This window comes from Bradyrhizobium sp. 18BD, from assembly GCF_054185225.1.
This window is the reverse complement of record NZ_JAVAYL010000003.1, coordinates 358,813-384,643: the sequence shown is the minus strand read 5'-3', so window position 1 is coordinate 384,643 and position 25,831 is coordinate 358,813. Positions and strand designations below refer to the sequence as shown.

Below are 25,831 nucleotides of genomic sequence, written 5' to 3'. Positions count from 1 at the left end.
ACCATGGCCGTTTCGCTCACGGACAATGACGACGAGGACGATTTCTCGGAAACGCATGACATCAACGTCACGCCGTTCATCGACGTCATCCTGGTGCTGCTGATCATCTTCATGGTCGCAGCTCCGCTGTCCACGGTCGACCTGCCGATCGATCTGCCGACCTCGAGCGCGATGCCGCAGAAGAAGCCGGACAAGCCGACCTATCTCAGCATCAAGCGCGATATGACGCTCGCGATCGGCGAGGAGTCCGTGTTCCGGGCCGAGCTGATCATGACGCTCGATTCGATGGCCGACATGAGCAAGGACAAGTACCTCTTTCTGCGCGCCGATCGCTCGGTGCCCTATGGCGAGTTGATGGGCGTCATGGAGCTGTTGCGCTCCGGCGGTTACACCAAGGTGAAGCTTGTTGCGCTCGAGGGGCCTCCCACGGCGGCGGGAGCGCCTGCCGTGAGCCCCGCGCAGCCTTAGAGGTTCGCCATGTCCGATGTCGAGCTCGAACCCAGATCATCCCGCCGGCTTTGGATCCTGGCCGCGATCGCGGCCATCGTCCTCCATGTCGGTGGGGCTGCGCTCGCGCTCGCAAACCTGCAGGCCGACAATGGTGACGAAGGGTTGGGCGCGGCCGGGGCCGAGTTCGCGGTCGAGATGACGTCGCCGCCGGTTCAGGAGTCCGAGAGGCCGCCCGGGCCGACGGAATCCGAGGAACAGGAAGAGCGCCCGGAGATGCCCGAGCAAAAGGCCGAGGTGAAGGAGACGGACCTTCCCCAGGACCGGCCGCAACAGGTCGAGGAGGCCGATCGCCTCGTCACCGAGAACAAGCCGAAGAAAGAGCAGGACGACGATCCCAAGATCGCCGCCGTCGAAACGCCGGCCATGGAGGCCGCGCAGAAGTCGGTCGCGATGGAGCGCCAGACCTTCGAGGACGCAACGCGCGAGGCCGAGAAGGCGATGGCGCCCGTGCTTGGCATCGGCAAGGACCTCCTGAAGCTCACCGCGGACTGGAACCGCAAGATCAGCGCGCATCTTTCGGCGCACAAGGTCAATCCGGAGGGCAAGGAGCCCAAAAACGAGACGGCCAAGGTGAGCTTTGCGCTCAACCGCATGGGCAATGTGCTGTCAGTCGACGTCGTGGCCTCGTCCGGGGACAAGGCCTTCGATGACGCCGCGATCGCCATGGTCCGCAAGTCCGACCCATTCCCGCAGCCGCCTGTCGCCCTGAACGAGGACCGTTTCGAACGAACGGTCGAGATCAAGTTCAAGCCGCCGGACGAGAAGAAAAAGAAGAAGTCGGCTCAGCGCCAGTAAAGCCGGATCCCGACATAGACGACGACCAGACAGGCGAAGATCAGCGCCACCGGGAGGGGCCGTTTCTGGGTTCCGGCGGCCGCGCCACTCCCGAAAAAGCTGGTCGTCTTCGGCTTCGGGGCCGGGCGGCGGAAAGCGGTAACATTGTCCGCGGCCGGTTCGGCTGCGCGGGTGGTGCGGACGTCGGGCGGGGTTCCTGCGCCGCCCATCTCGGCATAGTAGGCCTTGTAGATCGCGCCGATGGTGGCCTCCGTGGCCTCACCCTCGCTCATCTGCGCCAGCAGGTTGTTGTAGCTGGCGAGGAACTCCTGGGCCTCCGGAGGCAGCGCGGACGAGCCGTTGAGCTTGGCCATCATCTTCCAGGTGGCAAAATCGGCGCGGGCACGGGTATCCGCGCGTCGCGCGATCAGCATATCGGCAGCTTTGACCAAGTCGGCCTCTGGCCCTTCGGCTCGTGTTCGGGTGTTCGCTTCAACTACGCATTGCCGGTCAGAAAGAGAACAGCCTGAATCACATAACCGGTCAACGTTCGCAGTATTGCTGAAATAACATCAAGATTTAGACCGAACTGCGAGCCTGCCAGCGGTAGCAGGATCAGCAGGCCGATCAGGATCAGCATTCCGAAAGGTTCGAGCCGGGCCAGCGGTAGAGCGAGCGGGCGCGGCAGCAGCCCGACCGCGACGCGCCCGCCATCGAGCGGCGGGATCGGCATCATGTTGAACACCGCCAGGATGGCGTTGATCACCAGCGCATTCTTGATGTTGTCGAAGATCCACTGCGCCGACCCGGCCGGGGCGAAGGGCAGCGCGTGGAGGGCAAGCGCCGCCGCGAGCGCCAGCAGGATGTTGGTAGCGGGCCCGGCCAGCGCCACCCAGACCATGTCGAGCCTGGGATGGTTGAGCTTGCGGAAATTGACCGGCACCGGCTTGGCATAGCCGAACAGGAACGGCGAATGCGCGAACAGCAGCATCGCCGGCAGGATCACGGTGCCGAACGGATCGATATGGCGGAGCGGGTTGAAGCTGACGCGGCCGAGCTGCCAGGCCGTGTTGTCGCCGAGACGATGCGCCACGAAGGCGTGCGCGGCCTCATGAAAGGTGATGGCGAGCACCAGCGGCAGCACCCACACTGAAATGTCATAGAAGGAAACGTTCACAGCTCGTCCGTCCCGGTTTGTGCCTCGTGACCTTGCAGCCAACCCGGCCAATCCGGTGGTGGGGCAGCGCGTCAGGTCAGGATATGGGACGCCGGTTCCGAAATCCCAAGCTGTAAATGATCGGCCAGCAGCGTCGCCGGCCGCGACAGATTGCGCGCGCGGTGGAGGCGGATGTCCGCTCCCGGCAACGGCGGCAGGCCGTCGCGCGCCGACAGGATCCGGAGGCGAGGGGGCAACGTGCCGGCTTTCACGACCGTGACGGCGAGCCCCTGCGCCGCGATCGCCTCAACCGCCGCAGGCGTCCGGCTGACGAAAGCGAGGCGCCAGCGCCGGCCGGCGCCATCGAGGGCATCCGCGGCCCATTGCCGGAACAGGCAGCCGGGCGGGTAGAGCGCGACGGGCAGGGTGTCCTGCGTTCGGCTCGGATAGGATTTGGCGGCAGCCCACACCGCCTGCTCACGCCGGAGCAGCTCGCCATCGCCGTGTCCTTCGGCGTGCATGGCAATGACGAGGTCATAGGCCTCGCCGAGCCGGGCCGGCATCGTTGCGGTCAGCCCGGTCTCGATCTCGACCCGGATCTCCGGATGGCTTTCGGCGAAGCGCGCCAGCAAGGGTGGAATGACGATCGTGCCATAATCGTCCATCACGCCGAGGCGAACCACGGCCTCGCGCTGGCGCGCACGAAGTGCGCCGATCGCTTCCGCATTGAGGTCGAGCAGCCGCCTTGCGTAGACGAGCAGCTCACGACCGGCCTCGCTCAGCGCCACGCCCGATCGCGTCCGGTGAAACAGTCTGGCGTCCAGCCGTTCCTCGAGGCGTCTGATCTGGACGCTCACCGCCGACTGGGTGCGATTGAGCGTCGCGGCCGCGCGCGTGAAGGAGCGATGCTCGGCGACGGCAAGGAAGGCCTTGAGAAGATCGAGGTCGAGATTGGGCTGGCTCATGACGCAAATTTGTCCTGGCATGACGGAAATTCCATTCCCTGTTTCGGCGCGCCTCATATGCTGCCCGCAAAGCCATTAGATCCATTGGGGAGGGAGCGTGGGCGAGACTTTCGGCGTTTTGGCCGCCGTGCTGTCGAGCGCGCTGGGCGGCACCTCAATCGGTGCCACGCGCTATCTGGTGGGCAACATCGATCCGCTGGCGATAGGCTCGTTCCGGTTCGGCATCGGCTTTCCGCTGCTGTTGCCGCTGACGCTGCTACGCGGCGATCGCTGGCCGGAGCGGGGCGACTGGGTGGCTGCCGTCGCCCTCGGCGTTCTGTTCTTTGCTCTGTTTCCGATCCTGTTCAACGCTTCGCTGATCTTCACCACCGCCGCGCGCGGCGCGCTCGCGCTGTCGACGCTGCCGCTGCTGTCGCTCGTGATCGGGGCCGCACTCGGCGCCGAAGCTCTGACCTGGCGCAAATCGATCGGTGTCGTGGTCGCGACGCTTGGCGTCGCAATTGCGCTGCTCACCGATTTGACCTCGGCGCCATCTGGTGCATGGCGCGGCGATCTCCTGATGGTGGCGGCGGCGCTGTGCATGGCGCTCTACGGCATCTGGTCGAAGCCGCTGATCCAGCGCGCCAGCCCGCTCGCCTTCACCACGATGAGCATGGCGGCGGGCGCGGCCTGCCTCATTCCGCTCGCCTATATCAGCGGCAGCTTCGCGCCGGTCGCAGCCTTCGGCGCGCCGCAATGGCTGGCAGCCTCCTATCTCGGCGCGTTCGGCGCGGCGCTGACCTTTTATCTCTGGGCCTTCGCACTGGAGCGGACGACGCCGACGCGCGTCGCGATCTCGGTGACGGTCAATCCGGTCACGGCGTCGGTGGTCGGGGCCTGGCTGCTGACCGAGCCGCTGCGCTGGAATCTCGCGGCCGGCATCGTCGCGGTCTTTTCCGGGATCTGGATCGCGACGACGACGGGCGAACGCGCCCGGCCGGCGAACGCGTCCGCTTCAAGCCGGCCCTGACATCACGTTGGGATGGTGCCCTGATATTGCACGAGGCCGTCGTCGAGCTTCAGCCACGAAAGCTTTTCCGAGACCCAGATGTGCTCGGTCGGCGCGAAGGCGTTGCGGTCGTCGAAGGTCGTCAGCGAGACACCCGCGAGCGTGCCGTTGCGCCGCCAGGAGAACAGGCGCGTACCGCAGCGCTTGCAGAAGACGCGGTCGATGGCTTCGGACGAGGCATAACGCTGGGTCTCGCCCTCGACGGTCAGCGCGCGCTGGTCGAACTGTGCGCGAGCAAAATAGGGCGCGCCCATCGCCTTCTGGCACATGCGGCAATGGCAGATGCGCACGTTGAGCGGCTCGCCCTCCGCCTTGAACCGCACCGCCCCGCACAGGCATCCACCTTCCCGGATCATCTCAGGCCACCCGCCATTCGCCGACTTGGCGCGCCATGTTCCAGTTGAGATTGTCGAGATCGCCATCCATGTCGGAATTCCCGCGTCTGGTGTTGGTGAAGGCGGCCCAGCAGAAGCCGCCATGGGTGCGCACGGCAATCGTGCTCGTGCCCGGCAGGCTGCCATTGTGCCACCAATTGTCGAACTTGTTGATGCAAAAACCCTTGGCGTAGTCGGGACTGTAGCTGGGCGCGGTGGTCATGACCTGAATGGTGCGAGGCCGCAGGATGTTCGCCGGCTTCGCGTAGCCGTCGACATGCATCAGGAACTGGACGAGATCCGCCGACGTCGCGATCCAGCCGCCGTGGGAATCCATCCGCCGGACATTCATGTTGTAGGGGTTGTCGCCCTGGCCGTAATAGGCGACCTCGCCGGCCTGGCGCTGGTCACGCGTGTTGCCCGCAATCGTCATGTCAGTGACGCCGCAGCGCGCCAGCATCTCAGCCCGGACATGCTCGGCATAGGGCTGGCCGGTGAGCTTCTCGATCACGCGCCCCAGCACGCAATAGCCGAAATTGGAGTAGGCGTAGCGCTGGCCCGGCGGCCGGTCGAGCGGCCGGTTGGCGAGCGTCCAGGCGATCAGCGCGGCATGATCCATCCGCGGATGCGTGAACATGGGATCGCGGTTGTCGTTGCTCCAGCCGCCGGCGGTGTGGGTCAAGAGATGCTCGAGCGTGATCTGGTCGATGCCGGGCGAGTAGGGCGGCTGTCCGTAATCGGTGCCGAGCAGCGCGCCCGGACCGAACACGCGATCCGTCAGCTTGAGGCGGTTCTCCTCGATCAGGCGGAAGATCGTGACCGAGGTGATCATCTTGCTGACGCTGGCGATCCGGAACAGATGCCGCGGCGTCGCGGCTTCGTTCCGCTCGACATCGGCAAGACCGAAGGCATCCTCATGGACAACCGTGCCGGCATAGCCGATCGCGAAGGACAGTGCCGGCACGCCGTACTTGTCCATGAAGCTGTGCGCGAGCCGTGCCATGGCGCCGCGCTCGGCCGGCGAGGGCGGATGGATGCTCGGCGGGTTGGGGACGAGCTGCGCGAGCGTAGCCGATGACAGCAGCGGCAGCGCGCCTGCGCCCGCTGTGAGCTTCATGAAATCCCGACGCCCAAAACGCATGGTCCGCCCCCTCGGGCGGACCATGTCTCAGGAGGTTCTCAGTAGGTCGCCCGTCCCCCGGAAATATCAAACACCGCGCCGGTGGAGAAGGCACAATCTTCGGATGCGAGCCACGCCGCCATCGCGGCGAGCTCTTCCACCAGCACGAAGCGGGCTTTGGGGATTTTCGACAGCATGAAGTCGATGTGCTGCTGCGTCATCTGATCGAAGATCGCGGTCTTCGCCGCAGCCGGCGTCACCGCATTCACGAGAATGTCATGCGCGGCGAGCTCCTTGCCGAGCGACTTCGTCAGCGCGATCAGGCCGGCCTTGGACGCCGAATAGTGCGAGGCGTTCGGATTGCCTTCCTTGCCGGCGATCGAGGCGATGTTCACGATGCGCCCGTATTTCTGCTTGAGCATTGTGGGCACGATCGCCTTGCAGACGATGAAGGGGCCGTCGAGGTTGATGCGCAGAACTTTCCGCCATTCCTCGAGGTCGGTCTCCCAGACCGGCTTGTTGACCCCGGCGATGCCGGCATTGTTGACGAGGATGTCGATCTTGCCGAAGGCGGCCAGCGTCGCATCGCGGGCCTGCTCGACGCCTGCGGTGTCGGTGACGTCGACCTTGAAGACCTTGGTGCTGTCGCTGATTTCCTTGGCGGTCTTCTCAGCCAGGGCGGCGTCGAAATCCCAGATCGCGACCTTGGCGCCGGAGGCGACGAAGCGCTCGGTGATGGCGCGGCCAAAGCCCTGCGCGCCGCCGGTGACGACAGCGACGCGTCCGTTGAGATCGATCTTGTTCATGCCGGGGCCTTTGGCGTCAGAGCATGTAGCCGCCGTCGACGACGAGGTCGACGCCGGTGGTGAAGGCGCTCTCGTCGCTGCCGAGATAGATCGCCATGTTGGCGATTTCGTCGGCGGTGCCGAGCCGGCCCATCTTCTGGCGGGAGATGAACATCTCCTTGCCCTGGGGCCCTTGCGCGGCGGCGCGGTCGAGCATCGAGGGGGTCTCGACGGTGCCGGGGCAGATCGAGTTGCAGCGGATGCCCTTGGTGATGAAGTCGAGCGCGACCGCCCGCGTCAGCAGCGACACCGCCGCTTTCGATGAGCTGTAGACGTAGCGATTGGCCGGCGGCCTCAAGGCTGCACAGGACGAGATGTTGACGATGCTGCCGCCGCCGCCCGCGAGCATGTCGGGCAGGAACGCCCTGATGGTCCGGTGCATCGACTTGACGTTGAGGTCGAACGAGAAGTCGAAATCCTCTTCCGAGCACTCCAGGATGGTGCCGTGGTGCACGAAGCCGGCGGCGTTGAGCAGGATGTCGATCTTGCCGATGCGCTTGGCGAAGGCGTTGACGTCGACGGTGTTGCGGACGTCGAGCTTGGCGACCTCGGCGATGCCTTCCTTGGTCAGGCCGGCGATGCCGGCTTCGTTGATGTCGGTGGCGATGACGGTTGCGCCTTCACGCGCAAATGCGAGGGCGCATGCGCGCCCGATGCCTGCTGCCGCAGCCGTGATGACGGCGCGCTTTCCCTTGAGGCGGTCTGCCATGTTGTATTTCTCCTCACCAAGATCTGTTTGTTAGTTCTCGTCATTGCGAGGAGCGAAGCGACGAAGCAATCCAGACTGTCTCCGTGGACAAATCTCTGGATTGCTTCGCTTCGCTCGCAATGACGGTGTGGCTGCTAGTGATTATCCCGCGCCACACCAAAGGTGCCGGCTACGTTCTGGTAGCGCGTGGCGAGCTCCATGCAGGCGCCGGTCGATTGCTGGCCGACGGTGTTGCGATAGATCTCCTGCCACGGCGTCTGGTTCGGCGGATGCTTGAAGCCGCCGCTGGCCTTCAGGTCAGCGTGGCGCTTCTTCAGCTCGTCGTCCGAGATCAGGATGTTGGCGCTGCCCTTGTTGAGGTCGATGCGGACCTTGTCGCCGGTCTTGAGGATCGCGAGGCCGCCATTGGCGGCGGCTTCCGGCGAGGCGTTCAGGATCGAGGGCGAGCCCGAGGTGCCGGACTGGCGGCCGTCGCCGATGCAGGGCAGGGACAGGATGCCGCGTTTGATCAGGGCGGCCGGCGGCTGCATGTTCACGACCTCGGCGCCACCGGGGTAGCCGATCGGGCCGGTGCCGCGGATGAACAGCACGCAGCGCTCGTCGATGTCGAGCGAGGCATCGTCGATCCGCTCGTGATAGTCCTCCGGACCCTCGAACACGATGGCGCGGCCCTCGAAGGCGTTGAGGTCCTTCGGGTTGCTGAGGTAGCGATCGCGAAACTCCTTGGAGATCACGCTGGTCTTCATGATCGCGGAATCGAACAAATTGCCCTTCAGCACCAGGAAGCCGGCGTCCTTCACCAGCGGCTTGTCGTAGGCCCAGATCACGTCATTATCGGGGACCGGCGCGTCCTTGCAGTTCTCGCCGATGCCGCGGCCGTTGACCGTGACCGCGTTCTCGTGGATGCGCTTGTGCTTCATGAGCTCGCGTACCACGGCCGGCACGCCGCCGGCGCGGTGAAATTCCTCGCCGAGATAGAAGCCGGCCGGCTGCATGTTGACCAGCAGCGGCACGTCATGGCCGACCTTCTGCCAGTCGTCGATCGACAGCTCGACGCCGATGTGGCGGGCCAGCGCGTTGATGTGGATCGGCGCGTTGGTCGAGCCGCCGATCGCCGAGTTGATGACGATGCAGTTCTCGAACGCCTCGCGGGTCAGGATGTCCGACGGCTTGAGGTCCTCCCAGACCATCTCGACGATGCGCTTGCCGGTCTCGTAGGCGATCTGGCCGCGCTCGCGGTAGGGGGCGGGGATCGCCGCGCAGCCCGGCAGCGAGAAGCCGAGCGCTTCGGCAAGACCGTTCATGGTCGAGGCCGTGCCCATCGTGTTGCAATGGCCGACCGAGGGCGCCGAGGACGCCACGATCTCCATGAACTCTTCATAGTCGATCTCGCCGGCGGCAAGCCGCTCGCGCGATTTCCAGACGATGGTACCGGAGCCGGTGCGCTCGCCGGCATGCCAGCCGTTCAGCATCGGGCCGCCCGACAGCACGATCGCGGGAAGGTTCACGGTCGCGGCCGCCATCATGCAGGCCGGCGTGGTCTTGTCGCAGCCGGTGGTCAGCACTACGCCGTCGAGCGGATAGCCGTAGAGGATCTCGACCAGGCCGAGATAAGCGAGGTTGCGGTCGAGCGCCGCGGTCGGGCGCTTGCCGGTCTCCTGGATGGGGTGGGTGGGGAATTCCATCGCAATGCCGCCGGCCTCGCGGATGCCTTCGCGGACGCGGTGGGCGAGCTCGATATGGTGGCGGTTGCAAGGGGAGAGGTCGTTGCCGGTCTGGGCGATGCCGATGATCGGCTTGCCGGACTGCAGCTCGGCGCGGGTGAGGCCGTAGTTCAGATACCGCTCCATATAGAGCGCGGTCATGCCCGGATTATGCGGATTGTTGAACCAATCCTGCGAGCGGAGATGGCGGCGAGCGCCGTTGCTGGCGGGCGCATGCCCATTGGTTGGTCTTTTTGTCATTGGTTTCTCCTGCAATGCAAACGCACTGGCGTCCGTTCTATGGTGTCGGCTTGTGCGATGCCCAACGGCGTGAGCGATGGTGTGCCGGCCCGTTGGCGGGTCGTTTCCTCACAAGTTCGATACTAGTCATGGCCACTTGGTAACGCTACCATTTTGTTCGGCGCGCCGCCGACGGCTGGCCTGTTGTCTGAATGGCGCGACGACGAGCTCTGCCGCTCGATCACCTTGAACCCGAGGTCGAGCACCGGCTGCTCCGGGCGCCGTCCGTCGATCGCCTCGATCAGCATGGTGGCGGCGGTCTTGCCCATCTCGTAGCGGTTGGTGCGCACGCTGGTCAGGGTCGGGACCGCGGAAGCCATGAATTCGAGGTCGTTGAAGCCGACGATCGCGATCTGCTCGGGCACCGCGATCTCGCGGCGGCGGCATTCGAACAGCACGCCGAGCGCAAGGTCGTCATTGGCGCAGAACACCGCGTCGATGCCGGGCTCCCGCGCCAGCAGATCGGTGAAGAGGGCGCCGCCGAGCGTGACCGAGGTCGGTGTCGCCGTCGTGACGACGAGGCGCTGCTCGAACAGGCCGGCATCCTTCATGGCAGAGACATATCCGTCCAGCCGCCGCTGGACCCGCGGGTCCATGCGCGCGCCGACGAAGCCGATCTTGCGGTGGCCCTGTTCGAACAGGTGCGCTATCGCCGCGCGGGCTGCGTCATAGTGGGAAAAGCCGATCATCATGTCGACCGGGTTGGGGCCGATCTCCATGATCTGCACGATCGGGCAGTCGGCCGCCTCCAGCATCGTGCGCGATTCCGTGGTCTGGTCGATGCCGGTGACGATCAGCCCGGCCGGCTTCTGCGCCAGAAACAGCCGCAGCAGCTTCTCCTCCTGGAGGATGCTGTAGCGGGTGTTGGACAACTGGATCGAGTAGCGGCTGCCTTCGGACGCGTCGTAGATGCCGCGCAGCACGTCCGAGAACACGTTATTGGTGAGAGAGGGGATCAATACACCGATCACTTCGGTGCGCTGCGAGGCCAGCGCGCGTGCCGCAAGATTCGGCACATAGCCGAGCTCCCTGGCGGCGCTCTCCACCCGCGTCCGTTTGGCGACCGATAACGCCTCGGGATTACGGAAGAAGCGGGACGCTGTAATCGGGCTCACGCCGGCAAGCTCGGCGACTTCCGCCAGCCGGATTTTGCCTGACTTGGTGCGTTTTCGACCCATTTGCTGCTCTTAGCATAGCCACTGTCGCAAACAAAGGATCGTTGACAGCGCTACCAGCAACGACTAACCAAAGACAAATTGCCAAAACCGCACAAACTGCCGACAATGTCGCCCGTTAAGATCGGGCTTCGGTTGGTGAAGTCTGAAAGAACAAGACGGTCGCGGCGCGCGAGGCGTCGTGGACTTTCGAGGAGGGAGCTAGATGTCGTCTGTGCAAATCCGCGACGTGCGGAAATCGTTCGGCAATTTTGAAGTCCTGCACGGCGTGACGATTCCGATCGAGGACGGTCAGTTCGTCGTCCTGGTTGGCCCCTCCGGCTGCGGCAAGTCGACGCTTCTGCGCATGCTCGCCGGTCTCGAGAACATCACCTCCGGCACGATCTCGATCGGCGACCGCGTCGTCAACAATGTCCAGCCCAAGGAGCGGGACATTGCGATGGTGTTCCAGAACTACGCGCTCTATCCGCACATGACGGTCGCCGACAACATGGGCTTCTCGCTCAAGTTGCGGAATGCCGGCGCCGACGAGATCAACAAGCGCGTCAAGCGCGCCGCCGAGATTCTCGCGCTGTCGCCGCTGCTCGATCGCTATCCGCGCCAGCTCTCCGGCGGCCAGCGCCAGCGCGTCGCCATGGGGCGCGCCATCGTGCGCGATCCCCAGGTCTTCCTGTTCGACGAGCCGCTGTCGAACCTCGACGCCAAGCTGCGCGTTGCCATGCGCACCGAGATCAAGGAGCTGCATCAGCGGCTGAAGACCACCACCGTATACGTCACTCACGACCAGATCGAAGCCATGACCATGGCCGACAAGATCGTCGTCATGCATGACGGCATCGTCGAGCAGATGGGCACGCCGCTCGAGCTCTACGACAAGCCCGACAACCAGTTCGTCGCCGGCTTCATCGGCTCTCCCTCGATGAACTTCCTGAAGGGGAATGTCCGTGTGAACGGTGTTGCGACCTTCGAGGGCCCGAACGGCGTCAAGCTGCCGCTCAAGAATGCGCCGGCGGCATCCGACGGTCGTCCCGCGGTGTACGGCGTGCGGCCGGAGCACTTCACCATCGCCGATGACGGCGCCGAGGCTGAAATCCTCGTGGTCGAGCCGACCGGCTCCGAGACCCAGGTGTTCGCCAAGGTCGGCGGCGAGCAGGTCGTCGCGGTCTTCCGCGAGCGGCACCAGTTCAATCCGGGCGACAAGGTCCGGCTGAAGCCCGACCCGTCGCTGGTCCATCTGTTCGACGACGCTACGGGCAAACGCCTGTAGCGACGTCGCAGAACTGCCTGAGCAGAACCGCCAAAGCGGAACTGCCCAGGCAGAGCTGCCTAAGACTACCAAAATACAAATATAAAATTCAGGGAGAGAACGATGAGCAATTTCGACAGGCGAAGTGTGCTTAAAGCTGGCCTGGGCGGCGCTGCATTGCTGGCCGGCCCGGGCATCGTCCCGGTCCGCGCGGCGGAGTGGACCAACACGCCGGAGCCGAATGCGTCGATCCGCGTGCTGCGCTGGAAGCAGTTCATTCAGGCCGAGTTCGACAAGTTCGCGGAGCAGACCAAGAAGTTCTCCGAGAAGACCGGCGTCAAGGTCAAGCTCGAGGCCGAGAGCTGGGAAGACATCCGCCCGAAGGCGGCGGTCGCCGCCAATGTCGGCGCCGGCCCAGACCTCATCATCGGCACGCTCGACGATCCCCACAAATTCCCCGAGAAGCTGATCGACGTCACCGACGTCGCCGAACATCTCGGCGCCCAGTATGGCGGCTGGTATCCGGTCGCCGAGAAGTACGGCAAGAAGGGGAGTGGCTGGATCGCGATCCCGCAGGGCGCGACCGGCGGCTGCCTGAACTACCGCATCAGCCATGTGAAGGCCGCGGGCTTTGACGAATTCCCCAAGGACACCGCCGGCTTCCTCAAGCTGTGCCAGGCCCTGAAGAAGAACAACACGCCGGCCGGCTTCGCGCTCGGTCACGCCACGGGCGATGCCAATGGCTGGTGCCAGTGGGCGCTGTGGGCGTTCGGCGGCAAGGTCGTCAACGAGAAGAACGAGGTCGTGATCGACTCGCCCGAGACGGTCGCCGCGCTCGAATACGTCAAGCAGCTCTACGAGACCTTCATCCCCGGCGTGCTGTCGTGGAACGACTCGAACAACAACAAGGCGTTCCTCAACGGCGAGCTCAGCCTGACCCTGAACGGCATCTCGATCTGGACCGTCGGCAAGAACTCGACCGATCCGAAGCAGCAGGAGATCGCCAAGGACATGGACCACGCGCCGATGCCGATCGGACCCGTGGGCGTGTCGACCGAGCAGCAGAACGTGCTGGTCTATTACGGCTACAAGCACTCGAAGTATCCGAAGGCGGTCAAGGAATACATCAAGTTCATGATGGACAAGGAGAACTACGACGCCTGGGAGGTCGCTTCCAACGGCTACGTGTCTCCGCCGCTGCCGGCCTATAATGACAACCCGGTGTGGACGTCGGATCCGAAGATCACCCCGTATCGCGACTGCCTGAAGCGCTGCCGCGACAACGGCTTTGCCGGCGATCTCGGCTATGCCTCCGCCGCCGTGATGGGCGACTTCGTCGTCGTCGACATGTTCGCGGAAGCAGCCTCGGGCTCGGCGACGCCGAAGCAGGCGGCTGCGCGTGCCGCCGAACGCGCCAAGCGCTACTACCAGGTCTGATCAGCTTCAATCTGCGCGGCGTCCGGTTCGCCGGACGCCGTGACTCTTCTTCTGAGGGAATCCGACATGGCAGTCTTGGCCGAGTCCGGCGTCGCGCAGGTCAACCGCTCCAGCCTCTGGACCAGAGCATTCGAGAGCCGGAATTTTCTCGGCGCGATGTTCATGGTGCCGGCGATCGCGATCCTGATCCTGTTTCTGGCGTACCCGCTGGCGCTGGGCTTCTGGCTCGGCATGACCGACACCAAGATCGGCGGCGTCGGGCGCTATATCGGCTTCCAGAACTTCGTCTCGCTGGCGAAGGACTCGGTGTTCTGGCTCTCGGTGTTCAACACCATCTTCTACACCGTCACCGCAAGCATCGTGAAATTCGCCATCGGGCTTTATCTGGCGCTGCTGCTCAACGAGCGGCTGCCGTTCAAGTCGATGATCCGCGCCATCGTGCTGTTGCCCTTCGTGGTGCCGACGGTGCTCTCCGCGATCGCGTTCTGGTGGATCTATGACAGCCAGTTCTCGATCATCTCCTGGGTGCTGATCAAGGCCGGCCTGATCACGCGCTATATCGACTTCCTCGGCGATCCCTGGAATGCGCGCTGGTCGGTGGTCGCCGCCAACATCTGGCGCGGCGTGCCGTTCGTCGCCATCACGCTGTTGGCGGGCCTGCAGACCATCTCGCCCTCGCTCTATGAGGCCGCCAATCTCGACGGCGCCACCAACATGCAGCGCTTCCGCCACATCACGCTGCCGATGCTGTCGCCGATCATTGCGGTCGTGATGACGTTCTCGGTGCTGATGACGTTCACCGACTTCCAGCTGATCTACACCATCACGCGGGGCGGGCCGATCAATGCCACGCATCTGATGGCGACGCTGTCGTTCCAGCGCGCCATCACCGGCGGCAATCTCGGAGAGGGCGCGGCGATCTCGAACGCGATGATTCCGTTCCTGGTCGCAGCGATCCTGCTCAGCTTCTTCGGGCTTCAGCGGTCCCGCTGGCAGCAGGGCGGGAGGGACTGACCATGACCACGATGGACGACCAAAGCGTCGGAATGGACTACCTCGAGAGCTTCCCGCGGAAGTTCCTGCGCGTCTATCTTCCGCTCGGCCTGATCATCTTCTTCCTGCTGTTCCCGTTCTACTGGATGGCGGTCGCGACGTTCAAGCCGGACGCGGAGATGTACGACTACGAGAAGTACAATCCATTCTGGATCGTGAATCCGACGCTGGAGCACATCAAGAAGCTGTTCTTCGACACCGACTATCCGCTGTGGATGTGGAACACCGTGATCGTCTCGGTGTCCTCGACCTTCATCTCGCTGTTCGCCAGCGTCTGCGCCGCCTATGCGATCGAGCGCCTGCGCTACAAGGGCTCACGCTATGTCGGCCTTGCGATCTTCCTCGGATATCTGGTGCCGCCCTCGATCCTGTTCATTCCGTTGGCGGCGATCGTGTTCCAGCTCGGCCTGTTCGACGGCAATCTGGCGCTGATCCTGACCTATCCGACCTTCCTGATCCCGTTCTGCACCTGGCTGCTGATGGGCTATTTCCGCACCATTCCCTACGAGCTCGAGGAATGCGCGCTGATCGACGGTGCGACGCGGCTCCAGATCCTGATCAAGATCACGCTGCCGCTGTCGCTCCCGGGGGTGATCTCGGCGGGTATTTTCGCCTTCACGTTGTCCTGGAACGAGTTCATCTACGCGCTGACCTTCATCTCCTCCTCGGAGAACAAGACCATTCCGGTCGGCGCCATCACCGAGCTCGTCAACGGCGACGTCTATCATTGGGGCGCGCTGATGGCGGCGGCCCTGACCGGCTCGGTCCCCGTAGTTATCCTTTATTCCTTCTTCGTAGAGTACTATGTGTCGGCGATGACCGGCGCCGTGAAGGAATGATCGCGGGGCCTGCCTGAGAACGCGCCAAACCAATTCAAGAGCGGCGCGTTCCGGCCAATAAGAAGGAGTAGGCTCTTGCACATTCTGGTTCTGGGCGCCGCCGGCATGGTCGGCCGCAAATTGTGTGAACGTCTCTTGCGCGACGGCCGGCTCGGCAAGAGCGACATCACCAAATTGACCATGCACGACGTGGTCGAGCCCAAGAAGCCGGAAAAGGCCGGTTTCCCCGTCGAGACCGTGTTCGGCGATTTCGCCGTGCCGGGCGCCGCCGAGAAGCTGATCGCCGGCCGCCCCGACGTGATCTTCCATCTCGCGGCGATCGTCTCGGGCGAGGCCGAGCTCGATTTCGACAAGGGCTACCGCATCAACCTCGACGGCACGCGGATGCTGCTCGACGCCATCCGCCTGGTCGGCGGCGGCTACAAGCCGCGCGTGGTGTTCACGTCCTCGATCGCGGTGTTCGGCGCCCCGTTCCCGGATGCGATCGGCGACGAGTTCTTCCACACCCCGCTGCTCAGCTACGGCACCCAGAAGGCGATCGGCGAATTGCTGCTGGCCGATTATTCGCGCCGCGGCTTCCTCGACGGCATCGGCATCCGCCTGCCGACCATCTGCATCCGGCCGGGCCTGCCCAACAAGGCGGCATCGGGCTTCTTCTCCAACATCCTGCGCGAGCCGCTCGCCGGCAAGGAAGCGGTGCTCCCGGTCTCCGAGGACGTCCGCCACTGGCACGCCACGCCGCGCTCGGCCGTCGGCTTCCTGCTGCATGCCGGCACCATGGACCTCGCCAAGGTCGGCCCGCGTCGCAACCTGACCATGCCCGGTTTCTCGGCAACGGTCGGCGAGCAGATCGCGGCGCTCCGGCGGGTCGCCGGCGACAAGGTCGCCGCGCGCATCAAGCATGAGCTCGATCCGTTCATCGTCGGCATCGTCGGCGGCTGGCCGCGCAATTTCGAGGCGAAGCGGGCGCGTGAGCTCGGCTTCACCACCGAAGAGAAGACCTTCGACGATATCATCCGCATCCACATCGAAGACGAGCTGGGCGGCAATTTCGTCGCCTGACGTATCAGATGAACAGCGTGGATATGACGATGGCGAGCGTTGCTTGCATCGGTGAATGCATGGTCGAGCTCCGGCAGGCTCAAGGCGGGCAGGGCGGTGGGCTCTACTCGCGCGGCTTCGGCGGCGACACCCTCAATACGGCGGTGTACCTGGCGCGGCTGGAGGTCAAGGTCGACTATCTCACCGCACTCGGCGACGACGCCCTGAGCGATGAGATGATCGCGGCCTGGAATGCGGAGAGCGTCGGCACGAGGCGGGTCGTGCGGCTGCCGGGCAAGCTGCCCGGCCTCTACATGATCCAGCTAGACGCCAAGGGCGAGCGCCAGTTCTTCCACTGGCGCGACAGCGCGGCGGCGCGCCAGTTGATGAGCCTGCCGGAGACCGACGAACTGCTCAACTCGCTGATGAGCTACGACATCGTCTATCTCTCCGCGATCACGCTCTCGATCTACGACGCAGCAGGACGCGAGCGGCTGTTCGCCGCGATCAAGCGCGCGCGTCTGCTCGGCACGCGTTTCGTGTTCGACACCAACTTCCGTGCACGCGGCTGGCCGGACCGCGACGTCGCACGCGAGGTGTTTGCGGCGGCCTTCGCCGCCGCCGACATCGTGCTGACCTCGACCGAGGATCTGCTCGCGCTCTATCCCGGCGAGAGCCATGAGCAATTGATGGCGCGGATTCCCACGCCCGAGCTGGTGTTCCGTCTGGCGGAGCCGGTCAGCCTGCTGCGCTTTCCGGGCGGGACCAGCGAAGTCCGTGCCGAACCAATGACCAAGCCGGTGGTTGACACCACCGCGGCCGGTGACAGCTTTGCCGCGGCCTATATTGCCGCCCGGCTCACGGGGGCCGAGCCGGAGGAGGCGGCCCAGGCCGGGCATCGTCTCGCCAGCCTCGTGATCTGCTATCCCGGCGCCATCATTCCGGGCTATGCCATGCCGCCGAAGAAGCGGCACCGCGCTGCGCCCACGCGTCAAGCGACCAAGTGAAACGAAAAGATCCCTCAGATGCCCACTGCTGCCCAACAGAACCACCTCGTCGCGCTCTTCAAGGCCGCGACCGTCATTCCCGTCCTCACCATCGAGCGCATCCAGGACGCCGTGCCGCTGGCGCGCGCGCTGGTCGCCGGCGGCGTCCGCACGCTGGAGGTGACCATGCGCACCCCGGTTGCGCTGGAGGCGGCGCGGGCGATGATGGCCGAAGTCCCCGAGGCGGTCGTCGGCATTGGCACGATCCTCAATCCGGCCGACTTCACCCGCGTCGAGAAGCTCGGCGTCGCGTTCGGCATCAGCCCGGGTCTGACCCCCGATCTCCTTGCGGCCGCGGCCCATAGCTCCCTGCCGTTCGCGCCGGGCATCGCCACGGCCTCCGAGCTAATGCTGGCGCTGTCGCACGGCTTCGACGTCGCAAAATTCTTCCCGGCCGAGCAGGCCGGCGGCATCAAGGGCCTGCGCGCCCTCGGCGGGCCGTTCCCGAACGTGCGGTTCTGCCCGACCGGCGGCGTGGGCGAGGCCAATGCGGCGACCTGGCTGGCCGAGCCCAATGTGGTCGCGGTCGGCGGTTCCTGGCTGTGCCCGACGGCCGAGATCAGGGCCGGGAACTGGGCCGGCATAACTGCCATCTGCCAGCGCACCCTCCAGGCCCTTAAACCTGCGTGAAGTCTTGCCATCCCTGGGCTAAGACTTAGGTCAGGAAGAGACCCTAGGGAGAGAAGACCATGACCGCCAGCATCGTCGGATGGGCGCATACGCCGTTCGGCAAGTTCGACACCGAGACTGTCGAAAGCCTCGTCACCCGCGTTGCCAATGAGGCGCTGGCCGATGCCGGCATTGCGGCCTCCGACGTCGACGAGATCGTGCTCGGCCATTTCAACGCCGGCTTCTCGCAGCAGGATTTTACCGCCTCGCTGGTGCTCCAGGCCGACCCGAATCTGCGCTTCAAGCCGGCGACCCGAGTCGAGAACGCCTGCGCCACCGGCTCCGCCGCCGTCCATCAGGGCCTGCGCGCGATCGCCGCAGGGGCCGCCAAGGTCGTGCTGGTCGTCGGCGTCGAGCAGATGACCCGCACCCCGGGCCCGGAGATCGGCAAGAACCTGCTCAAGGCGTCCTACCTGCCTGAGGACGGCGACACCGTCGGCGGCTTTGCCGGCGTGTTCGGCAAGATCGCCAGCTCCTACTTCCAGAAATACGGCGACCAGTCCGATGCACTGGCGCTGATCGCGGCCAAGAACCACAAAAACGGCGTCGCCAATCCCTTCGCCCAGATGCGCAAGGACTTCGGCTTCGACTTTTGCCGCGCCGAGAGCGAGAAGAACCCTTACGTCGCCGGTCCGCTCAAGCGCACCGACTGCTCGCTGGTGTCTGACGGCGCCGCCGCGCTGGTGCTGGCCGATGCCGAGACCGCCAAGGGCATGAGCAAGTCAATCGGCTTCCGCGCCACCGCGCACGCCCAGGACTTCCTGCCGATGTCCAAGCGCGACATCCTCCAGTTCGAGGGCTGCACGGTCGCCTGGCAGCGCGCGCTGGCGCAGGCCGGCATCACGCTCAACGATCTCTCCTTCGTCGAGACCCATGACTGCTTCACCGTCGCCGAGCTGATCGAGTACGAAGCGATGGGCCTGACGCCGAAGGGGCAGGGTGCTCGCGCCATCAAGGAAGGCTGGACGCTCAAGGATGGCAAGCTGCCCGTCAATCCGTCCGGCGGCCTGAAGGCCAAGGGCCACCCGATCGGGGCCACCGGCGTCTCCATGCATGTGATGACCGCGATGCAGCTCGCCGGTCAGGCGCCCGAGGGCATGCAGCTCAAGAACGCCAAGCTCGGCGGCATCTTCAACATGGGCGGCGCGGCAGTGGCCAACTACGTCTCCGTCCTGGAGCCGCTGAAGTAAGCTCTCGCAGGATGGGCAAAGGCGCGAAAGCGCCGCGCCCACCATTTCCTTGCGCTAGATCAAGGTGGGCAAGTTTCGCTTTGCCCACCTTAACGCTCCTGATTGATTTGCGGAAAAGCATCATGGGCAATGACTACGAATCTTCGCTGTCGATGGACGCACTCAACGATCGCATCGCGATCCTCGAGGACAATATCCGTCAGCTCATCGAGCAGGCCGCAGCCGCCTCGGGCGAGCAAAGCGAGTCGCGCATCGCCGACCGCATCAACCAGCAGAACGACGAGCTCGACCGCCTCATCAAGATCCGCGAATCCCGCCAGAAGAAATAGCAGGCGGTGCCGCGCATGCGGCCATACGCCGGCCGCCCTTGCGCGCGCGGCGCCGCTGCCTTTAGCTGGACCGAAATCGCGGCGCCGCCTTGAGAGCCCGCGCAATCGGGAGGATGCGAATGGGGCCGCTGAAGGGCATCAAGGTCGTCGACATGACCACCGTGCTGATGGGGCCCTATGCGACCCAGATGCTCGGCGATTACGGTGCCGACGTCATCAAGGTGGAATCGCTCGACGGCGACGTCACCCGCCTGATCGGCCCGATGCGGCACGCCGGCATGGGCCCGGTGTTCCTCAACACCAACCGCAGCAAGCGCTCGATCTGCCTCGATTTGAAAAAGCCCGCCGGCCGTGACGCCGTGCTGCGGCTGCTCAAGGACGCCGACGTGCTCGTCTACAACGTCCGTCCACAGGCGATGGCGCGGCTCCAGCTCGGCTACGACGTCGTCTCCGCCATCAACCCGCGCCTCGTCTATGCCGGCGTGTTCGGTTTCGGTCAGGATGGACCGTACGCGGCAAAGCCCGCTTATGACGATTTGATCCAGGGCGCGACCGCGCTGCCCGCGCTGATGGCGCAGACCGGCGACGGCGTGCCGCGCTACGTGCCGAACGCTCTGGTCGACCGCATCGTCGGCCTCACCGCCGTCGGCGCGATCTGCGCCAGCCTCGTGCATCGCGACCGCACCGGCCGCGGCCAGCGCGTCGATATCCCGATGTTCGAGACCATGGCCGGCTTCGTCATGGGCGACCACATGGGCGGGCTCACCTATGAGCCGCCGCTCGACAAGGGCGGCTATGCCCGCCATCTCTCGCGCGACCGCCGGCCCTACAAGACCTCGGACGGCTATCTCAGCGTCATCGTCTACAACGACAAGCAGTGGGAGAACTTCTTCAAGGCGACGGGCCGCGACGATCTCCGCGCCGATCCCAAATTCGCGACCTTTGCAGGACGTGCCGCCAATATCGACGTCGTCTACGCCGAGCTCGCCCGCATCTTCGAGACCCGCACCACGGCGGAATGGATCGATCTTCTGACCAAGGCCGACGTGCCCGTGATGCCGATGCACGATCTCGCCTCGATCCTGCACGATGAACATCTCGAAGCGACGAACTTCTTCCCCGTCGTGAACCATCCGACCGAAGGTGCCATCCGCAGCATGAAGGTGACGGCGAGCTGGTCGGAGACCGAGGCCGAGCCCGCGCGGCTGGCGCCGCGCCTCAACGAGCACGGCGCGGAGATTCTGCGCGAGATCGGCTACTCCGCCGATGAGATCGCCTCCATGGTCCGCGACGGCGTCACGCGCGCGGCGCCGGAGTAGGAGGAGGCACCATGAGCTTCATCACCGGCGTCGGCCTCACGCCCTACGGCAAGCACGAAGGCTCATCCTCGCTCGACCTGATGAGCGAGGCCGCCCAACTCGCGCTCGACGACGCGGGCCTCGAGCGCGCCGAGATCGACGGCATCCTCTGCGGCTACTCCACCGTCTCGCCGCACATCATGCTGGCGACCGTCTTCGCCGAGCACTTCGGCATCCGTCCGTCCTACGCCCACGCCGTGCAGGTCGGCGGCGCCACGGGCCTTGCGATGACGATGCTCGCCCATCACCTCGTGGTATCGGGCGTCTGCCGCAATGTCCTCGTCGTCGCCGGGGAGAACCGCCTCACCGGGCAGAGCCGCGATGCCTCGATCCAGGCGCTGGCCCAGGTCGGCCATCCCGATTACGAGGTGCCGCTGGGACCTACCATTCCCGCCTATTACGGCCTCGTCGCCACGCGCTACATGCACGAATACGGCGTGACCGAACAGGACCTCGCCGAGTTCGCGGTGCTGATGCGCGCCCATGCCTGCACCCATCCCGGCGCGCAATTCCACGACCCCATCACGGTTGCCGATGTCATGGCCTCGAAGCCGGTGGCGATGCCGTTGAAACTGCTGGACTGCTGTCCTGTGTCGGACGGCGGCGCCGCCTTCGTCATCAGCCGCGAGCGGACCGGGGAGGCCGGCGTGCGCATTCGCGGCTGCGCCCAGGCGCATACCCATCAGCATGTCACGGCCGCACCGGCGCTCAGCGAGCTCGGCGCCGAGATCTCCATCGCCCGCGCCAAGGAGGCCACGGGCCTAGCGATCTCCGACGTGCGCTATGCCGCAATCTACGACAGCTTTACGATCACGCTCGCGATGCTGCTGGAAGACCTTGGCCTTGCCGGCCGCGGCGAGGCGGCTGCGCGCGTCCGCGCCGGGCATTTCAGCCGCGATGGCGCGATGCCGCTCAACACCCACGGCGGGCTGCTCAGCTACGGCCATTGCGGTGTCGGCGGCGCCATGGCGCATCTGGTCGAGGCACATTTGCAGATGACGGGGCGGGCCGCGAATCGCCAGGTGCGCGACGCCTCGATCGCGCTCTTGCACGGCGACGGCGGCGTGCTGTCGTCCCATGTCAGCATGTTTCTGGAGCGGGTGCGATGAGCGAGCCTCTATCCGACTGGACCAAGGGCGAACAAGCCATCACCTACCAGACCTGCACCGCCTGCGGTCATGTCCAGTATTTCCACCGCGCCTTCTGCGCAGCGTGCGGAACCGCCGATCCGCGCGAGGCGCGCGCCAGCGGCAAGGGCAGGGTCTATGCGACCTCGCTGGTCTGCCGCGCCGCCACGCCCGAGACGCGCGCGCACGTGCCCTACAACATCCTGCTGGTCGATTGCGCCGAGGGGTTTCGGATGATGGCCCATGGCGACAACGGACTAGCCATCGGCGATTTGGTCATCGCGAGCTTCAAACCGTTTGCCGGAAAGCTCGTGCCGTTCTTCGCCAAGGATAAATAGCGGGATTCAAGTAAGGACACGTAGCCCGGATGGAGCGAAGCGAAATCCGGGTTTCGTTCCCCGCCGTGAGCCCGTCCCGGAGTGCGCTTCGCTCCATCGGACTACGACTGCCAAAGGCAGGGGAGGGATTCGTCATTCGGGGGCGGTCCTGGGGACCGAACCTGGAACGGGAATTCTGGGTCTGGCTTGTGCGAGGGCCACCCCGGAATGACGAAAACTCTGGAACGCTTAACGCAACGAACTCAACGCCCGTAGAACAGGATGCTGGCGATGACGAGCATCGCCGTCACCGCCAGCATATGCGCGAGCGCTCCCGAGGCTGCCCCCTTGGTGGCTTCCTTCATGCCTTTTTCTCCCTAGACTTGGGCGTGACTCATCGTTGCGCGCGCTGCGCACCCGATGGCCAATTGTTTTTACTCGGAACACCCCTTGCGAGTATTCACCGCGATTTGTCCCCACACGGCGAATATCGACTGTGCCAAGGTCGATCAGCAATGCGGCGGCATTTTGACTCGATGTTGTTGCTCCTGCGTCCGCCCGCAATTAGAGTTTCACGGAGCTGCCGCCGAAAACGACAATAAGCATCAAAGGCTCAAGGAAAATCCGAGATCATGGCCCGCATCAACTACAGCGATCCGATTGGGGCGTCCGACCGTACCCGCGAAATCCTCGACAAGAACCGCCACGCCAACATCTTCCGCATGATGGCGCATTCGCCGAGCTATTTTGAGCAATATTGCCGCCTCGGCGGCGCCATCCGTCACAAGGGCGAGCTTGACCCGGTCGTGCGCGAGCTTGCGATCACCCGCACCGGCATTCTGTGCCAGGCGCCCTACGAGATCGTCGCGCACAAGCGCATCGGCAAGAATGTCGGCGTCACCGACGAGCAGAACGAGGCACTCGAGAACTGGCAGGCGGCGACCTGCTTCGACGAGGTGCAGCGCGCCGCGCTCGCCTTCACCGACGAGATCGTGAAACTGAACAAGCCGACGGACGCGACCTTCAAGGCGATTGCCTCGAAGCTGACGCCGGCCGCGCTGGTCGAGCTGCAGCTCTCGGTCGGCTTCTACATCATGACGTCAAAGTTCCTGGAGACGTTCGAGATCGATCTCCAGCCCGTCACCGAAGTGGTGGGCTGATCCGAAGCTTATTGCGAGGGATGCTCATGACGATCGATGAATACGCGGCCTGGGCCGCAACCATTGCGAAAGTCGATGAGCATCCGTCCAACGAGCGGCTGTCCTATCTCGGGCTCGGCCTCGCCGGTGAATCCGGCGAGGTCGCCGAGCACATCAAGAAGCTGCTGCGCGACGACTGGCTCGACAAGGCGGGTCTGGTCGAAGAGCTCGGCGATGTCATCTACTACTGGGCCTGCCTGTGCGCCGCGACCGGCCAACAGCCATCTGAATTGCTGAAGGCCAGCGCCGCCAAGATCAAGCGGCGGATCAGCGAGGCGGCGAGCCGGTAGAGCATGAGGCGTATGTTGGGAGCACTGACAGTCCCCGCAGCGTCATGGCCGGGCTTGTCCCGGCCATCCACGCCTTGCCACGCAGCACAGAGAACGTGGATGCCCGGGACAAGCCCGGGCATGACGACCCCATGCAAATGCATGCCTAGCGCTCACGTCGACGTCAGAATATCCACCTTGGCATTGGCGACGATCAGGCGATCGGCGAGGAGCTGCGCGAGGTTGCGCATGACGCGCTCGCTGGCGCGCGGGTGCTGCTTGCGGAAGCGCTCGAAATCCTTCAGCGGCACCTCGTACGCGGTCGCCGCCATGTCCGAGAACACGTCGGCTGAACGCGTCGATTCCAGCAGCGCCATCTCGCCGAAGGCCATGCCGGCGGTGAGCGTTGCCAGCCGTACGCCGTCGGGCAGGGTGACATGCACCGCGCCGCTGCGCAGGAAGAACAGGGAGGAGGCCGGGTCGCCCGTGGTGATGATCTTCGCGCCCGACTGATAGGTCCTGATCGTGCAGATCGAGGCGAGGTCGGTCAGCTCTTCCTCGCTCATGCCTGCCAGCAGCGGCTGTTCTGACAGCTCGGTGGTCTCGTGGAAATCGATGGAGCCGCCATAGCGGTAGACGATCTGATCTTCGGCCCATTCGATCGCGGTGTCGAGCAGGTAGAAATCGCGGACGTTCTTCAGCTCCGCGGTCCATTCCCGCAAGCTGTCCCACTCCTTGGAGGCGCGGCGGACGCCCGAGATCACGACGGTGACGTTCAGCGCCGCCAGTTCCTCGAACGCCTCGGCCACCAGTCGCGCACCGGCGCGCGTGGTCGAGGTGACGCGGTGCAGATCGAAGATCACGAATTGCGGCCGCGGCCGGCCCGCGAGCCGGCGCGAGACATAGTCGACCGCCGACAGCGACAGCGTGCCGACCAGCTCGATGATCCGCACCTCCTGCTCATGCGCAGCGAGGATCTCGCGCTCCTGCGGCCGGCGCACGCGGCGGGACGGGCTCTTGCCGATGTCGTAATCGGCGATGACGGCGTTGCGGGCATCGTCGCTGCGATTGAGCATGTGCAGATCGTAATGCGAGGACAGCGCCTCGCAGACCTTGATGCCGCGCACGCTGTTGCCGTGCTTGTCGAGCCTGGGCGAATAGCTGCCGAGGCCGAGGCGGGCAGGGAGCGCGGCCAGGATGCCGCCGCCGACGCCACTCTTGGCGGGAATGCCGATCCGGTAGATCCACTCGCCGGCATAGTCGTACATGCCCGACGAGGTCATCACCGACAGCGTGCGCGAGATCGCGTAGGCGCTCAGCACCTGCTCGCCCGTCACCGGGTTGACGCCGCGATTGGCGAGCGTCGCCGCCATCACCGCGATGTCGCGCGCCGTGACCAGCACCGCGCATTGCCGGAAATAAACATCGAGCACGCCGGCGACATTGTCCGAGATGACCGCGTTGGTCTTGAGCAGATAGCCGATGGCGCGGTTGCGGTCGCCGGTCTGGCTTTCCGAACTGTAGACCGCCTCGTCCACGGCGAGGTCGCGCCCCGCAAAGCGACTGAGCGCGAGGCGGATCTGCTCGAACGCCTCGGGGCCCTTGCTATCATAGATCAGCCCGGTGCAGGCGATCGCGCCGGCATTGACCATCGGGTTGAACGGATGGTTCTCGGAGTTGAGGCGGATCGAGTTGAAGGGATCGCCTGACGGTTCGACGCCGATCGCGCTCTCGACCTTGGCCGCGCCCAGGAGATCCAGCGCCAGCGCGAACACGAACGGCTTCGACATCGACTGGATGGTGAAGGGCACCCTGGAGTCGCCGACCTCGTAGACGTGGCCATCCAGCGTCGCGAGGCTGATGCCAAAATAGGCAGGGTCGGCCTTGCTCAGTTCAGGGATGTAGTCGGCGACGTGGCCCGAGGTCTCGGCCGAGAATTCGTTGAGACAATTGCCCAGAAACCGCAGCAAGGGCGGTTTCGAGCGGGTCCAGGCGGAGGCGAGCGGCGAAAGCGGTGTCATCGCCTCTCTTG

At 64.9% G+C, this 25,831-nt stretch carries 27 protein-coding genes; 17 read left to right on the top strand and 10 right to left on the bottom strand.

Features of this window, described 5'->3' with window-relative positions; translation table 11 throughout:
- The first annotated feature begins 3 nt into the window (after positions 1 to 3).
- Both exbD and RAD16_RS07970 read left to right on the top strand, forming a co-directional pair.
- Positions 4 to 468, top strand: a complete 465-nt coding sequence (gene exbD, locus RAD16_RS07975) for a TonB system transport protein ExbD (protein ID WP_458157313.1) — start codon at positions 4 to 6, stop codon at positions 466 to 468.
- 9 nt (positions 469 to 477) lie between these two features.
- A complete protein-coding gene (locus RAD16_RS07970) occupies positions 478 to 1,305 on the top strand; it encodes a TonB family protein (protein WP_458157312.1) in 828 nt (275 codons plus the stop codon).
- On the opposite strand, the gene RAD16_RS07965 is transcribed toward RAD16_RS07970, so the two are convergent.
- From RAD16_RS07965 to RAD16_RS07955, 3 genes are all read right to left on the bottom strand, one after another.
- Positions 1,293 to 1,718 (bottom strand): hypothetical protein, encoded by a 426-nt coding sequence (locus RAD16_RS07965; protein ID WP_458157417.1) that lies wholly within the window; start codon positions 1,716 to 1,718, stop codon positions 1,293 to 1,295. The genes RAD16_RS07970 and RAD16_RS07965 overlap by 13 nt on opposite strands.
- Positions 1,719 to 1,780: 62 nt before the next feature.
- Entirely contained in the window at positions 1,781 to 2,461 is a 681-nt protein-coding gene (locus tag RAD16_RS07960) for a site-2 protease family protein (protein WP_458157311.1), read from the bottom strand.
- A 71-nt stretch (positions 2,462 to 2,532) separates the two neighbouring features.
- Entirely contained in the window at positions 2,533 to 3,405 is an 873-nt protein-coding gene (locus RAD16_RS07955) for a LysR family transcriptional regulator (protein WP_458157310.1), read from the bottom strand.
- Between the two features lie 97 nt (positions 3,406 to 3,502).
- Here RAD16_RS07955 and RAD16_RS07950 point away from each other — a divergent pair, with 97 nt between their 5' ends.
- Positions 3,503 to 4,414 (top strand): DMT family transporter, encoded by a 912-nt coding sequence (locus RAD16_RS07950; protein WP_458157309.1) that lies wholly within the window; start codon positions 3,503 to 3,505, stop codon positions 4,412 to 4,414.
- A gap of 2 nt (positions 4,415 to 4,416) precedes the next feature.
- On the opposite strand, the gene RAD16_RS07945 is transcribed toward RAD16_RS07950, so the two are convergent.
- The 6 genes from RAD16_RS07945 to gntR all read right to left on the bottom strand — a co-directional run bounded on the left by RAD16_RS07945 (position 4,417) and on the right by gntR (position 10,682).
- Positions 4,417 to 4,809 (bottom strand): GFA family protein, encoded by a 393-nt coding sequence (locus RAD16_RS07945; RefSeq protein ID WP_458157308.1) that lies wholly within the window; start codon positions 4,807 to 4,809, stop codon positions 4,417 to 4,419.
- Between the two features lies 1 nt (position 4,810).
- Complete coding sequence (locus RAD16_RS07940) at positions 4,811 to 5,944, bottom strand: serine hydrolase domain-containing protein (RefSeq protein ID WP_458157307.1); 1,134 nt, start codon at positions 5,942 to 5,944, stop codon at positions 4,811 to 4,813.
- A 62-nt stretch (positions 5,945 to 6,006) separates the two neighbouring features.
- Positions 6,007 to 6,753 carry an SDR family NAD(P)-dependent oxidoreductase gene (locus tag RAD16_RS07935; protein WP_458157306.1) on the bottom strand — a complete coding sequence of 249 codons (747 nt, stop codon included), beginning with the start codon at positions 6,751 to 6,753 and terminating at the stop codon, positions 6,007 to 6,009.
- Between the two features lie 16 nt (positions 6,754 to 6,769).
- Positions 6,770 to 7,501 carry an SDR family oxidoreductase gene (locus RAD16_RS07930; protein WP_458157305.1) on the bottom strand — a complete coding sequence of 244 codons (732 nt, stop codon included), beginning with the start codon at positions 7,499 to 7,501 and terminating at the stop codon, positions 6,770 to 6,772.
- Positions 7,502 to 7,635: 134 nt separating this feature from the next.
- Positions 7,636 to 9,465 (bottom strand): IlvD/Edd family dehydratase, encoded by a 1,830-nt coding sequence (locus RAD16_RS07925; protein ID WP_458157304.1) that lies wholly within the window; start codon positions 9,463 to 9,465, stop codon positions 7,636 to 7,638.
- 122 nt (positions 9,466 to 9,587) lie between these two features.
- Positions 9,588 to 10,682, bottom strand: a complete 1,095-nt coding sequence (gntR, locus tag RAD16_RS07920) for an HTH-type transcriptional regulator GntR (RefSeq protein ID WP_458157303.1) — start codon at positions 10,680 to 10,682, stop codon at positions 9,588 to 9,590.
- 202 nt (positions 10,683 to 10,884) lie between these two features.
- Between gntR and RAD16_RS07915 the strand changes: the two genes are divergently transcribed.
- The 14 genes from RAD16_RS07915 to RAD16_RS07850 all read left to right on the top strand — a co-directional run bounded on the left by RAD16_RS07915 (position 10,885) and on the right by RAD16_RS07850 (position 23,820).
- Positions 10,885 to 11,946 carry an ABC transporter ATP-binding protein gene (locus RAD16_RS07915; RefSeq protein ID WP_458157302.1) on the top strand — a complete coding sequence of 354 codons (1,062 nt, stop codon included), beginning with the start codon at positions 10,885 to 10,887 and terminating at the stop codon, positions 11,944 to 11,946.
- A 102-nt stretch (positions 11,947 to 12,048) separates the two neighbouring features.
- On the top strand, positions 12,049 to 13,362 hold the full coding sequence (locus RAD16_RS07910; RefSeq protein WP_458157301.1) for an ABC transporter substrate-binding protein: 1,314 nt from the start codon (positions 12,049 to 12,051) through the stop codon (positions 13,360 to 13,362).
- A 66-nt stretch (positions 13,363 to 13,428) separates the two neighbouring features.
- The gene (locus RAD16_RS07905; RefSeq protein WP_458157300.1) at positions 13,429 to 14,376 is read left to right on the top strand and encodes a carbohydrate ABC transporter permease; all 948 of its coding nucleotides are present in this window, start codon (positions 13,429 to 13,431) and stop codon (positions 14,374 to 14,376) included.
- 2 nt (positions 14,377 to 14,378) lie between these two features.
- Positions 14,379 to 15,254: a carbohydrate ABC transporter permease gene (locus tag RAD16_RS07900; protein WP_458157299.1), complete on the top strand. Its 876-nt coding sequence runs from the start codon at positions 14,379 to 14,381 to the stop codon at positions 15,252 to 15,254.
- Between the two features lie 75 nt (positions 15,255 to 15,329).
- A complete protein-coding gene (gene denD, locus RAD16_RS07895; protein ID WP_458157298.1) occupies positions 15,330 to 16,316 on the top strand; it encodes a D-erythronate dehydrogenase in 987 nt (328 codons plus the stop codon).
- 29 nt (positions 16,317 to 16,345) lie between these two features.
- Complete coding sequence (locus RAD16_RS07890; RefSeq protein ID WP_458157297.1) at positions 16,346 to 17,302, top strand: sugar kinase; 957 nt, start codon at positions 16,346 to 16,348, stop codon at positions 17,300 to 17,302.
- An 18-nt stretch (positions 17,303 to 17,320) separates the two neighbouring features.
- Entirely contained in the window at positions 17,321 to 17,971 is a 651-nt protein-coding gene (gene eda, locus RAD16_RS07885; RefSeq protein ID WP_458157296.1) for a bifunctional 4-hydroxy-2-oxoglutarate aldolase/2-dehydro-3-deoxy-phosphogluconate aldolase, read from the top strand.
- Between the two features lie 59 nt (positions 17,972 to 18,030).
- On the top strand, positions 18,031 to 19,200 hold the full coding sequence (locus tag RAD16_RS07880; protein WP_458157295.1) for an acetyl-CoA acetyltransferase: 1,170 nt from the start codon (positions 18,031 to 18,033) through the stop codon (positions 19,198 to 19,200).
- Between the two features lie 122 nt (positions 19,201 to 19,322).
- The gene (locus RAD16_RS07875; RefSeq protein ID WP_458157294.1) at positions 19,323 to 19,529 is read left to right on the top strand and encodes a hypothetical protein; all 207 of its coding nucleotides are present in this window, start codon (positions 19,323 to 19,325) and stop codon (positions 19,527 to 19,529) included.
- 119 nt (positions 19,530 to 19,648) lie between these two features.
- A complete protein-coding gene (locus tag RAD16_RS07870; protein ID WP_458157293.1) occupies positions 19,649 to 20,848 on the top strand; it encodes a CaiB/BaiF CoA transferase family protein in 1,200 nt (399 codons plus the stop codon).
- 11 nt (positions 20,849 to 20,859) lie between these two features.
- Positions 20,860 to 21,996 carry a thiolase family protein gene (locus tag RAD16_RS07865; RefSeq protein ID WP_458157292.1) on the top strand — a complete coding sequence of 379 codons (1,137 nt, stop codon included), beginning with the start codon at positions 20,860 to 20,862 and terminating at the stop codon, positions 21,994 to 21,996.
- Positions 21,993 to 22,352, top strand: coding sequence for a Zn-ribbon domain-containing OB-fold protein (locus RAD16_RS07860; RefSeq protein WP_458157291.1), 360 nt, complete (start codon positions 21,993 to 21,995; stop codon positions 22,350 to 22,352). The genes RAD16_RS07865 and RAD16_RS07860 overlap by 4 nt, the downstream gene beginning before the upstream one ends.
- Positions 22,353 to 22,963: 611 nt before the next feature.
- Positions 22,964 to 23,491, top strand: a complete 528-nt coding sequence (locus RAD16_RS07855) for a carboxymuconolactone decarboxylase family protein (protein WP_458157290.1) — start codon at positions 22,964 to 22,966, stop codon at positions 23,489 to 23,491.
- Between the two features lie 26 nt (positions 23,492 to 23,517).
- Complete coding sequence (locus RAD16_RS07850) at positions 23,518 to 23,820, top strand: nucleoside triphosphate pyrophosphohydrolase family protein (RefSeq protein WP_211403189.1); 303 nt, start codon at positions 23,518 to 23,520, stop codon at positions 23,818 to 23,820.
- Between the two features lie 152 nt (positions 23,821 to 23,972).
- Here the strand turns inward: RAD16_RS07850 and glsA are convergent, their stop codons facing one another.
- On the bottom strand, positions 23,973 to 25,820 hold the full coding sequence (gene glsA, locus RAD16_RS07845) for a glutaminase A (protein ID WP_458157289.1): 1,848 nt from the start codon (positions 25,818 to 25,820) through the stop codon (positions 23,973 to 23,975).
- Positions 25,821 to 25,831 lie beyond the last annotated feature (11 nt).